The following is an 11,694-nucleotide window of genomic DNA, read 5'->3' as shown; positions in this document are numbered from 1 at the left end:
TTCTTTTGTGAAATCTTACCGAATTTCAAGATTATCGGTATGACACGCTCCTCGGCTTGGGGAAACGCTCTAATGTCTTTTTCTAGAATCCGCGATTAATGTTTCCAACAAACCATCATATCGCCATGCGATACGACCATTAGAATTAGACGCAAATCCCCCCATCCTAAAGGACAAAAAAAATCCCTGTTCTGACAAACAGAACAGGGACAGGGAACAAGGGTAAACTATGGAGTAAGCAAAATAAGAATTATTCCGCGGCAGGAAGGTAGATTTCCCCTCCCTTTTCTTTGAACTGGTCGCTCATTTCTTCCATGCCTTGAGCGGCAAATTCACGAACTTCCTGCGTGATTTTCATCGAGCAGAATTTCGGGCCACACATCGAACAGAAATGCGCAGCTTTTGCCCCTTCTGCGGGCAAGGTCTGATCATGGAAGGATTCTGCGGTATCGGGATCAAGGCTTAAATTGAACTGATCTTTCCACCGGAATTCAAAACGCGCGCGAGACAAAGCATTATCGCGGAAATGCGCTGTCGGATGCCCCTTTGCTAAATCCGCCGCATGGGCAGCCAGCTTATAGGTCACAACGCCGACCTTCACATCATCACGATCAGGCAAGCCCAAATGTTCTTTCGGGGTGACATAACACAGCATCGCCGTGCCATACCATCCGATCATGGCTGCGCCGATTGCCGAGGTGATATGGTCGTAACCAGGGGCGATATCCGTCGTCAAGGGGCCCAAGGTATAGAAAGGCGCCTCATGGCAGGCGACTAATTCCTTATCCATATTCGGCTTGATTTTGTGCATCGGGACATGACCCGGGCCTTCAATCATCACCTGAACATCATGCTTCCATGCAATTTTGGTTAATTCGCCCAAAGTTTCCAATTCAGCGAATTGGGCGCGATCATTAGCATCCGCAATGCAACCAGGACGCAAACCATCACCCAAAGAAAAGGCAATATCATAGCGTTTCAGGATTTCGCAGATATCTTCAAAATGGGTATAGAGGAAGTTTTCCTCATGATGTGCCAAGCACCATTTTGCCATGATCGAACCGCCACGGCTGACAATGCCGGTAATACGGTTTGCGGTTAACGGGATGTAGGCCAAACGGACACCAGCATGGATGGTGAAATAATCAACACCCTGCTCGGCTTGTTCGATCAAGGTATCTCTGAAAACTTCCCATGTCAGATTTTCAGCAATACCATTTACTTTTTCCAAAGCCTGATAAATCGGCACTGTTCCAATGGGAACGGGACTATTCCGCAAAATCCATTCGCGAGTATCGTGAATATTCCGTCCAGTGGACAGATCCATCACCGTGTCGGCACCCCAACGAATGGCCCAGACCATTTTTTCGACTTCAGCCGCGACATCCGAGGCCACCGCCGAATTACCAATATTGGCATTGATTTTAACCAGAAAATTCCGGCCAATAATCATCGGTTCCGCTTCAGGATGGTTGATATTGGCGGCAATAACTGCACGGCCTTCAGCAATTTCATCACGAACGAATTCAGGCGTGATAAAATCGGGAATATTCGCACCAAAACTTTCGCCATCACGGATCATCGCCTCTTTCATCTGGGCGCGACCACAATTTTCACGAATAGCGATATATTCCATTTCCGGCGTGACAATGCCTTTTTTGGCATAATGCATCTGGGTGACATTAGCACCCGCTTTGGCACGCAAAGGATGATGGTTTACATTGGGGAAAGGTGGCACACCGCCCGAACGATCAGGACCCAACTGGCCATTGTCTTCGGGTTTAATTTCGCGACCTTCGTAACTTTCAACATCACCGCGCGCCAAAATCCATTCACGGCGAAGCGGTTTTAAACCGGCGGCAATATCGATTTTAATATTGGGATCAGTGTAAGGTCCCGAACAATCATAGACACGAACCGGTGGTTCATTGGCAGAAGGCTCAAGGTCGATTTCGCGCATAGCCACGCGAACGCCATTTTGGCCTTCAACATAAATTTTACGAGAACCACGAATCGGACCGGTCGTGACGTGACCGGGAATATTCTGATCGGAAATATCAGCCATTTATGCATCCTTCTTGCAGGTCAACCATCAGGCCGACCGGAAAAAGGCTTTCGGCCGACGGATAAGAAGCAAGGTCTGATGCCTTCCCTCCCTACGCCGGTGTTAAGCCGGATCAGGTTCGACGGGTTAGAGCAATCAGCTCATTCTCAGCCGTATTGATACGGCCCCCCGGGGATACCTCTGTCATTACGCCGAAAGGAAAAGGATAGCAACCCGATCAAATGACTTTTGCCGATAAAAAACGATTTCATATACATATTTTGCAACAAAAAAGAACGATACAAATAAACCACACCCAGAATATGCAATATAAATGACATTTTGTTGAAATATTGATGCAAAAATCAGCGTTTATCTCCTTCCTGCAATCAAGTTACAGGGGATATAATCTGTGCGCAGAATCGCTTTTTCATGTTGTTGGCTCACGCTTTCGTCTCTTCTTCCCGGCATTGTTTTAGGGGCAACGCCTAGCCTTGAAAAAGCACAGACGGAGACAACAAAAGCAGACTCGGCACCTGAAGTAACAAATAAAATAACAAATGGGAAAGAGGCTGATAAAGGCGCGGATCTTGTTGTTACCGCGCGGCAGACTCATTCCGAGCAAAGTGTCAGCCATGTTGAAATACAACGCCTTCTTCCTGGCTTAAATCCGGTAAAAGCTATCGCTATTTTACCAGGGGTTGTTTTCACTAATGCCGACCCATGGGGAAATAACGAACAGAATTCCTCCCTTTTCATTCATGGATTCAGCAAAAATCAGCTTGGCTATACGATGGATGGGGTGCCGTTAGGTGATCAAGATTATGGCAATTACAATGGATTATCACCTCAACGGGCAATGATTAGCGAAAACACAAAATCCGCCTCACTTTCATCCGGCGCTGGCGCGCTTGGAACAGCCTCAACCAGCAATCTTGGTGGTACCCTAGAATTTCTAACCAGCGATCCTCTTTCACGGGCGGGCGGACAGATCAGCCAAACTTTTGGCAGCTATTCCACCTATCGAACCTTTGCACGTATCGACACGGGCGAATTTGGAGACGGAAACAAAGCCTATGTGTCATGGGCAAGACAAGATGCCAAAGCATGGGATTTTAATGGGCATCAAGGAGGCAATCAGGTCAACGCCAAATTCATTCACCAAGATGATAGTAACAAGCTGACTCTCTATTTCGATTGGTCAAAAAAGATCGAACCCAATGAAGATGGCGTGGTCATGCCCAGCTCGATTTATGTTCGGCCATCCATGTATCCCGATTTTAATTATGCCCAAAATTATCTTTCAGCGAGCGGGGCGACGCCTGCTGCCGCCGGATTGAACTATCGGAATTATTATTCTGATGCCCAACGCGAAGATTTCTTAGGCTATATAAAATTCACCCATGATTTCAGCGATAATGTTTCATGGGATAATCAATTCTATTATCATCATAATGCGGGCGTCGGTGTCGTCGCAGGGCCAATACAGGCCGCGGGACTTCCCGCTTTATTCGAAGCCTATTTCCCAGGACAAAATTTAAAATCTGTTTTTGGTAATTCGGGTTATGCGACACGGACAACTGAATATCTCGATAATCGAGGCGGGTTGATGTCCAGCTTGCATTATAAAACCGGTAAACATTCTATCGAAGTCGGTGGTTGGTATGAGCGTAATGATAATACCCAAGCCCGAAATTGGTATGCGCTCGATGTTAATTCTCCTTCGACCCCATATCAAAGACCAAAAAACCCGCTTATCCGACAATATAAAAACGCTTTTTATACAGACACTTTTGTAACCCATGTTCAGGATACATGGCGAATAACCCATAATCTGACCTTACAGGCCGGTTTTAAATCTGAATTAGTCTATACGGACGGGAAATTACCCATTGCAGCCCTCCCCGGCTCTCTTTCTCCTAAAAATGCGATTACCGTTCCGGGTGGTAAAATTTCAGCGACCAAACCGTTTCTTCCAGCCTTTGGGGCGTTATGGAATGTCACGCCTCACGAACAGCTTTTCGCCAATATTCAAGAGAATATGCGGAGCTTTGAAGCCGCAGGCTATGGCAATGCTACGCCTTGGGGCGTTACCAGTCAGGAAGCCTTCGAAGACTTTAAAAAACACGGCAAACCGGAAACCTCATGGACGTATGAAACCGGTATCCGCACCAACCGAGATGTGCATTTCGGGCCCCTTACCCATTTCAGTGGACAGCTCGAATATTACCATGTCCATTTTTCTAATCGCCTCTTGGCCGTTTCAACTACCCAAACCAATTCCTCTATCGTCGGCAGCGCGACGATCCTGACCAATGTTGGTTCAGTGACGACAGATGGTATGGATTTATCCTTCACGATGAAATTCGGGTCTCATTTCTCTGTTTATAATGCCCTTTCCTATAATCGTTCGGTCTATAACGATAACTACAATAACGGCAGTTCCGAAGTCATGACCGCAGGCAAACGCGTAGCCGGTGTTCCCGACTGGACAGAAAAATTCGTAGGCAGCTTTGAATGGGGTAATTTCTCGGCACAGATCACTGGCGATATTATCGGCAAACGTCCGGCTACCTTTACCAATGATTTATCCGCCGGTTCCTATATGATTTACGGTCTCAATGCGGGCTATACTTTCCATAATATTCCTCATGTCCGTGATTTACGTATCCAAGGGAATATTACCAACTTGACTAATGAAAAAGGCTGGTCAACCCTTGGAACCAATCAAGCATCTGGCCAATATACCGCTTTCCCTATTGCGCCGCGTATGTTTTTCATCACGGTTCAGGCCGGTTTCTAATTTTCGAGGCTTTTGTTATGACCCGCTTCAATCGCCGCCATTTTCTACAAAGGACAGGCGCTCTTCTTAGCAGCATTAGCCTCTTAAAAGGCACAGATCTTCTTGCAGCTCCCAGCTTGGCTTTTCCCACCCGTCCTCTAATTTTTGCACATCGGGGAGCCTCTGCCCTACGGCCAGAACATACATTAGCCGCCTATGGCAAAGCTATTATCGATGGTGCTGATTATATCGAGCCGGATCTGGTGCCAACTAAAGATGGTAAACTTATTGCCCGTCACGAAAGCAATATCACCGATACCACTGACGTTGCCCAGCATCCCGAATTTGCCAAGCGGCGACGGGTAATGACCATTGACGGCCAAGAACAGGAAGGCTGGTTTACAAGCGATTTCACGCTTGCCGAAATCAAACAGCTTCGTGCCTGCGAACGGCTTCCCAAAATCAGACCTTTTAACAGTCGCTATAATGGCTGGTTTGAAATTCCGTCTTTAGAAGAAATCATCGACTTTGTCGCGGCTGCCTCAACCGCCTACGGAAAAAATATCGGTCTTATTCCTGAAATCAAACATCCAACCCATTTCAGAAAACTAGGGCTTCCCTCTGAAGATAAGCTGTTAGACATACTCGATCGCCACCAATATACTCGTCAGGCCAATATCGAAATCCAGTCATTTGAACCAACAGCCCTCCGTTATCTCCATCAAAAGATAGGACAAAATCACCCCAACTGGAAACTCATGTTTCTACTTGGCGATCCTGACGTGCCACCAGCCGATATTCTGGCATCGGGCGGCAAAACAACCTACAGAAATCTGATATCCAAAGAGGGCTTGCGGGACATATGCCGCTACGCTGATGCCATTGGGCCCGCTAATGAATATCTCATTCCCAAAGACAATACGGGGCAATGGCTACAACCAACCAACCTTATACAAGATGCGCATGAAGCCGGACTGTTAGTGCATAGCTATACTTGCCGACCGGAAAATATCTTTTTGCCTCGGCAATTACGCAATCAAGAAGGCGACAGCAGCCGTAACATCCAAGGCTCAATTGCCGAAATCAGACGCTATTTAAGCATGGGGTTAGATGGTTTTTTCACGGATGATCCGGCTATCGGTCGTTTAGCTATTACAGAAATGTAACACCCTTTTACGGGCAACATCTGTTGCCCATAAGACAAATCCATGGGTGACTTAAATCCCAAGAAAAAAACAAATCTCTGCCGTCAAAACCCGCCGACACGCAAAAAAGAAGGCCAGCTTTATCCAAGCTGGCCTTCTTCTTACTTACGCATAAATTTTTAAGGCAAAATAACCGATCAATTCGGCGTAACCGTCACAGCACGACGATTCTGCGCCCAAGATTCTTCATCCGATCCCATCGCCAATGGCCGTTCTTTACCATAGCTGATGACATTGATTGAATTAGCGACACCGGCTTTGGCCAAATAGTCACGAACGGCATCAGCGCGCTTCTCACCCAAGGCGATATTATATTCACGGGTGCCGCGTTCGTCACAGTGACCTTCGATGGTAACGCGGGTGCTGGGGTATTTTTTGAACCACTGGATTTCGCGATCCAAAATAGCTTTGGCTTCGCTGTCAAGATCATGGCTATTCAGGGCAAAATGCACCATGTCAGTGCCGACCTGACGCAAGAAATCAGCGTGAGAGCCGGGGACCACAGTGTCGCGAACCGCGCCGACATCAGCATTACCGTTTGAAGTCGGGGCTGGTGCTTTGGTTGTCGGTGCCGGTGGCAAACTTGCCGTTTTAGACTGGTGACTGGAGCAGGCAGTCAGGGCTACGAGACCAGCAAACAGACTTATTGTTAATTTACTTTTAGTCATTATTAACCTCATCGGCAAAAAATGTCTGCCATCCTGTGAAAAAAGCAATAATATCGAAAGTAATAATCACCGAATCACTTGAACAACTCGGATATTATCTTACAATTTATCGAAATAATAAAGAAATTACGGCAATAACGGCCCCCAAGACGGATCAGAACCGTCCAAAGGCGTTGGAATATGCCGTTCATTAACCCCCGTCAGATCAACCGACCATAATTCCGTATGACCAGAATTACGCGCTGTTCTAAAGAAGGCAATGACTCGTCCATTCGGTGACCAGCTTGGGCCTTCATCCTGCCAACCATTGGTCAGAATTTGTTCACCCGAACCATCGGTTTTCATCACACCAACATGGAATCCCCCTCCCAATTTGGTAAAGGCGATCAGATCACCGCGTGGGCTCCATACAGGCGTTGCATAACGTCCACTACCAAAACTGATCCGGTTCTGATTAGATCCATCAGCATTCATACTATAAATCTGCTGACTACCTGACCGATCACTTTCAAAGACGATTTTAGAGCCATCGGGTGAGAAACTCGGTGCCGTATCAATACCGGGCGAAGTGGTCAGACGGGTTGCCTGCCCACCGGAAACTGGAACCTTGTAAATATCGGTATTCCCTGCAACCGACATAGAGAAAACAATCGTTTTTCCATCCGGTGAAAAGCGCGGGGCAAAGGTCGTATTCAGCTTATTCACCACCAAACGGACATGACCAGAGCCTAAAGTATAGACATAAATGCGCGGAGAATTACCGACATAGGAAAGATAGGTAACGGTCTGCTGGTTCGGCGCAAAACGCGGGGTCAAAACCATCGACTGACCATTCGTCAAGAAACGATGATTGGCACCGTCCTGATCCATGATCGCCAAACGCTTCAAACGATGATTTTTCGGGCCCGTTTCAGAAATATAAACGATGCGGCTGTCAAAATAGGGGCCTTCACCTGTCAAACGGGTATAGACCGCATCAGCACATTTATGCGCTGCCCGCCGCCAGTCGGCCGGTTTCACGACAAAGCCTTTATGCAACATTTCTTGCGATGCAAAAACGTCATATAAATAACAGCCTACTGTCAAAGTGCCATCGCCATTGGCCTGAACGAACCCCTGAACCAAGGCCTGCGCACCACTCGACAACCAATAGCTATATTGCGGGGCAGTTACTTCAGGAAAAGATACATTATGCAAGGAGGCCTGCTGCGATGGCGTAAAAAGGCCACTGGATTTCAGGTCATTGGAAATAACCGAAGCGACCTGCCGGCCTAATACAGCCGTCGTTCCGGCCAAGGTTTCAACCGAACTCGGAGTCGGCATCACTGGCACCGCAATCGGCATCGGCTGGGAAATGCCGCCTGTAATATCGACCCGCAAGATGCGGCGATTATCACCCTGATTAGCGGCTTGACCACTAGCCGCCGGATTTTGCGCGAACAAAGCCGTGCTGCTTACCGCCATCAAAGCCGTTAAGGCCCATTTTCTGATTACGCTGCTCATTCAACAATCCTTCATTTCGAAGCCTACACAGGCGACGTTATTTCTTATAATCTCAATGCATCTGCGCCGGAATGAAGCCAATATCAATTTCATCCCACCCACCTTTATACAGTTCAGCAGGCAAATGCAGCGGAGCACAACGCAAAACAGCACGGCGGCTGATTTCAGCCATTTGACGGGCATAAGAACGATTGTCCGAAGTCAATCCGGTTTGCTCGATCATTTCAGGTACACCATTTACCGAACCATCAGGATTAAAGCGTAACCGCAAAACGGTAATAATCCGCATCGCATCCGTGCCCCCTAATGCTCCAAGATCATAGCAAGGCTGAACCTGACGTTTGATCGCAGCGCCCAAACCATTCAAGGCAGGGCCCGAAATTGAAGATCCTTGCGGTTTCGAAGAAGTCCCCATTCCCCCAAGAATACCCTTCAAAAAATCATTACCCAATCGGGAACCGCTATTACGACTATTGTCGCTTTTACTTTTCCCGCTATCCGATGCGTTATTCTTTTCTTTTCCTTTATTACTCTCAATGTTGCTGCCCGCCTTATGATCAGAAACATTAACCTGAGATTTAGAAAAAGACTCCATCAAATTCTTGACGTCATTATGCGGCTTGCTGGGCGTTTTACTTTCCGCTTTTGGCTGTGGCTTTTCAGGCGCGGTTACTTTTGCTTTTTGAGGCGGGGCTACTGCCGCTTCTTTAGGCTGGGGTTCTGGCTTTGCCACAGGCGCAGGCTTTGGCATTTCAACCGGCTTGGTTCTGGGTTGCGGTTGCGGCTTTGCCACAGGCTTGTTCTCTAGCTTTGGTTCGGTTTTCGCCGAATTTTGGGTTTGAGGCTTAGGCTGGCTATCCGCTTCTTTGGGCGTTTCTTTTTTCGGCGCGGGAGCTGCCTCTTTTTCTTCCCCTATCTTCGGCGCGGTCGTCGCCCTTGCGGCTTCAGAAGAGGCTTCAGGGGAAGAAGAATGTATCCCGACTCCATGGGCAAAGGTCACTTCTATCGTATCAACCGGCTGGCTTTGGCGCTTATCCTGCAAGGAAAAGCGGATCAAAAAAAACAGCAGAAGCAGAATATGACCGGCCACCGCGATAAAAAAGCCGCGCCTCATCGCTGATCGGGAGGTCATCACAATGACTTACCTTCCTTCATCATTCGAGGATTCTTTGCTTGCCGCAGAATTTCCCGAGGAACCAGTTGTTACCAAAGCGACTTTTTTCAAACCGGCATGATCCAACTCACCCATTACCTGCATCACTCGACCGTAATTTAAAACTCGATCGGCTTTCAGATAAATCGGCTGCTCACTGACAACAGCAGGAGCATCGGGGTCACCTTCGCCCGATACCTGCTCATGCTTTGCCAAATTCGCTTCATGGATAGCCTGCAAACGGGCAGGCAATTCAGCCATATCGACAACATCGTCATCAATATGAATACTGCCATCCGCTTCAATCGTAATAGTGACTGGCTTTTCCTTGGATTCCAAAGCCTTGGCACGACTATCCGGCAAATTGACGGCTACCCCTGTCACCATCAAAGGCGCTGTCACCATAAAGATAATCAACAGAACCAACATCACATCAACCAAAGGTGTGACGTTAATTTCTGCCATTAAAGGCCGTCTTTTGGCACCGCGCCTTTTTCTTGCCGAAACTGCGCTCATCAGTGACGAGCGTCCATGGCGCGGCTTAAGGTGATATAGATACGGTCAGAAAAACGGGTCAGGCGTGATTCAAAACGCCCAATGGTATGCGACATCCGGTTATAGGCGATACTCGCCGGAATAGCCGCGAATAGACCCAAGGCCGTTGAAAAGAGTGCTTCGGCAATACCGGGGCCCACAATCGCCATAGCGGTATTTCCGCCTGCGGCAATCTGGCTAAAACTATGCATAATGCCCCAAACCGTTCCGAATAAACCAACAAAGGGAGAAACAGATCCAATCGTTGCAAGACTACTCAACGGGGAAGACATATCCTCAACTGCTGCCGCAACAGCATCCTCAAGGGATAAAGAAAGGCGATCACGCTCCCCTTCATGGTCAATGACTTTTCCAGCCGATTTTGCGGTCTGCATCCCAGCCAGAAAAATACGGGCGGAAGGATCATTGCTACCGAAATAGCGATCATAAAAGCGCTCCAGCTCACCCATTGATTCGGCTTTGCTATAGGCTTTTTCAAAATTACGGCTTGCCCGATTAGCAGCAGAGGAACGGAAAAACTGCCCGAAAATAAGCGCCCAACTGCCTATACTGGCGCAAAGCAACAATATCATGACCAAACGGCCAACCATATCGGCATGAAGAAATAACGTCACCGGCGATAGAACAGAACTCGCCAAATCGGCATTGCCGGACATTTCCAAAGAAGGCATCTTTTAATTACTTCCTTTCAACCCGATTCAATGCGGGAGAGCACAGCGCTTCAAATAAAGACCGCCAATCTGTCGGTATTCGACAAGGCCGCCCATCGACAGATAGAAAGGCGACTTCGCTTTCTATTTCTGTCAAAAGCTCTGCACCCCGAAAAATTTTTTGCTGTAGCTGAAGTGTTGCCGCCCGCAAGCGGATAATTTCGGTTTGTATATCTAGTCGGTCATCCAGCCATGCAGGCTGACAGTAACGGATTTTCTGTTGATGAATGACGAACATGCCAACACCGTTCTGATAGGCTTGACGCTGATTGACACCCAAAATTTTCACCAGATCGGAACGCGCCCGCTCGGTAAAACGTAAATAATTAGCGTGATATACTCGCCCCGAAAGGTCAGTATCTTCATAATAGATATTGACGGGAAAGTGATGGACATGCCCCTCCAAAAGGCCATCTGCAACTGGATGAACAGGCGTATCTTCCGATATTGTCTTTTCCTCGGTCTCCATCGCAGCCGCCTTTTTGAACAGACCCAAACTAAAGAGAGTATTTCTTCAGCTATCTAACGAAAAAATCAAAATACGCTCTAAGCCGTCATTATAATATAAATATCTATTCTTTTTTAATCCGTTTAAAGAACTGCCTCTTGTAAAAGAAAAGTAACCTTAACCAGCGATGAAATCTTATATATCTTTATAATAATCCGGGCTGATTTTTTATTTCAGAATGCTTTCCTTCTGCTTCTCTAGGGTCAGTTAAGCCCAAATGCCGCCAAGCCAGACCATTTAACTGCCGCCCGCGCGCCGTGCGAGCCACCAATCCTAACTGGATCAAATAAGGTTCGATCACCTCTTCAACTGTATCCCGCGGCTCGGACAGACCAGCGGCCAAGGTATCCAGCCCGACAGGCCCCCCTTTATAAATATCGGCAATCATCATCAGATAACGGCGATCCATCAAATCCAGCCCCAATTTATCAACTTCCAGACGATTCAAGGCCTCATCTGCAATAAAGCGGTCAACTATTTTAGAGCCAGCCACATCGGCAAAATCACGCACGCGACGCAGCAAACGTCCGGCGATACGGGGCGTTCCGCGCGATCTTTTGGCAATC

At 47.7% G+C, this 11,694-nt stretch carries 10 protein-coding genes and 1 riboswitch; of the genes, 2 read left to right on the top strand and 8 right to left on the bottom strand.

Annotated elements, in window-relative coordinates; all coding sequences use genetic code 11:
• Window positions 1-250: 250 nt before the first annotated feature.
• Window positions 251-2,065 (bottom strand): phosphomethylpyrimidine synthase ThiC, encoded by a 1,815-nt coding sequence (gene thiC / locus LDL18_RS01475; protein WP_296506399.1) that lies wholly within the window; start codon window positions 2,063-2,065, stop codon window positions 251-253.
• Between the two features lie 71 nt (window positions 2,066-2,136).
• Window positions 2,137-2,246: riboswitch (TPP riboswitch) on the bottom strand.
• A gap of 210 nt (window positions 2,247-2,456) precedes the next feature.
• Between thiC and LDL18_RS01470 the strand changes: the two genes are divergently transcribed.
• Both LDL18_RS01470 and LDL18_RS01465 read left to right on the top strand, forming a co-directional pair.
• A complete protein-coding gene (locus LDL18_RS01470; protein ID WP_296506398.1) occupies window positions 2,457-4,847 on the top strand; it encodes a TonB-dependent receptor in 2,391 nt (796 codons plus the stop codon).
• Between the two features lie 17 nt (window positions 4,848-4,864).
• Complete coding sequence (locus tag LDL18_RS01465; protein ID WP_296506396.1) at window positions 4,865-5,992, top strand: glycerophosphodiester phosphodiesterase; 1,128 nt, start codon at window positions 4,865-4,867, stop codon at window positions 5,990-5,992.
• A gap of 176 nt (window positions 5,993-6,168) precedes the next feature.
• On the opposite strand, the gene pal is transcribed toward LDL18_RS01465, so the two are convergent.
• The 7 genes from pal to LDL18_RS01430 all read right to left on the bottom strand — a co-directional run.
• Window positions 6,169-6,699, bottom strand: coding sequence for a peptidoglycan-associated lipoprotein Pal (gene pal, locus LDL18_RS01460; protein ID WP_296506394.1), 531 nt, complete (start codon window positions 6,697-6,699; stop codon window positions 6,169-6,171).
• A 126-nt stretch (window positions 6,700-6,825) separates the two neighbouring features.
• Complete coding sequence (gene tolB, locus LDL18_RS01455; RefSeq protein ID WP_365974496.1) at window positions 6,826-8,142, bottom strand: Tol-Pal system beta propeller repeat protein TolB; 1,317 nt, start codon at window positions 8,140-8,142, stop codon at window positions 6,826-6,828.
• A 112-nt stretch (window positions 8,143-8,254) separates the two neighbouring features.
• Window positions 8,255-9,334 (bottom strand): hypothetical protein, encoded by a 1,080-nt coding sequence (locus LDL18_RS01450; RefSeq protein ID WP_296506392.1) that lies wholly within the window; start codon window positions 9,332-9,334, stop codon window positions 8,255-8,257.
• A 9-nt stretch (window positions 9,335-9,343) separates the two neighbouring features.
• On the bottom strand, window positions 9,344-9,871 hold the full coding sequence (locus LDL18_RS01445) for an ExbD/TolR family protein (protein ID WP_296506391.1): 528 nt from the start codon (window positions 9,869-9,871) through the stop codon (window positions 9,344-9,346).
• Window positions 9,871-10,581, bottom strand: a complete 711-nt coding sequence (locus LDL18_RS01440; protein WP_011240120.1) for a MotA/TolQ/ExbB proton channel family protein — start codon at window positions 10,579-10,581, stop codon at window positions 9,871-9,873. The genes LDL18_RS01445 and LDL18_RS01440 overlap by 1 nt, the downstream gene beginning before the upstream one ends.
• Window positions 10,582-10,588: 7 nt before the next feature.
• The gene (locus LDL18_RS01435; RefSeq protein ID WP_296506385.1) at window positions 10,589-11,089 is read right to left on the bottom strand and encodes a YbgC/FadM family acyl-CoA thioesterase; all 501 of its coding nucleotides are present in this window, start codon (window positions 11,087-11,089) and stop codon (window positions 10,589-10,591) included.
• Between the two features lie 184 nt (window positions 11,090-11,273).
• The coding region (locus LDL18_RS01430) for a Holliday junction DNA helicase RuvB C-terminal domain-containing protein (RefSeq protein ID WP_296506383.1) at window positions 11,274-11,694 on the bottom strand (421 nt) is incomplete at its 5' end.

The sequence above is a fragment of the Zymomonas sp. genome (assembly GCF_020216885.1).
GTDB lineage: Bacteria > Pseudomonadota > Alphaproteobacteria > Sphingomonadales > Sphingomonadaceae > Zymomonas.
The sequence above is the reverse complement of the archived record's forward strand: the minus strand, read 5'-3'. Positions and strand labels throughout refer to the sequence as shown.

Excerpts from the sequence above, each read along its gene's own strand:
- thiC (WP_296506399.1), bottom strand. The coding sequence starts at position 2,065 with ATGGCTGATATTTCCGATCAGAATATTCCCGGTCACGTCACGACCGGT.
- LDL18_RS01465 (WP_296506396.1), top strand. The coding sequence starts at position 4,865 with ATGACCCGCTTCAATCGCCGCCATTTTCTACAAAGGACAGGCGCTCTT.
- pal (WP_296506394.1), bottom strand. The coding sequence starts at position 6,699 with ATGACTAAAAGTAAATTAACAATAAGTCTGTTTGCTGGTCTCGTAGCC.
- LDL18_RS01450 (WP_296506392.1), bottom strand. The coding sequence starts at position 9,334 with ATGACCTCCCGATCAGCGATGAGGCGCGGCTTTTTTATCGCGGTGGCC.
- LDL18_RS01445 (WP_296506391.1), bottom strand. The coding sequence starts at position 9,871 with ATGAGCGCAGTTTCGGCAAGAAAAAGGCGCGGTGCCAAAAGACGGCCT.
- LDL18_RS01440 (WP_011240120.1), bottom strand. The coding sequence starts at position 10,581 with ATGCCTTCTTTGGAAATGTCCGGCAATGCCGATTTGGCGAGTTCTGTT.
- LDL18_RS01435 (WP_296506385.1), bottom strand. The coding sequence starts at position 11,089 with ATGGAGACCGAGGAAAAGACAATATCGGAAGATACGCCTGTTCATCCA.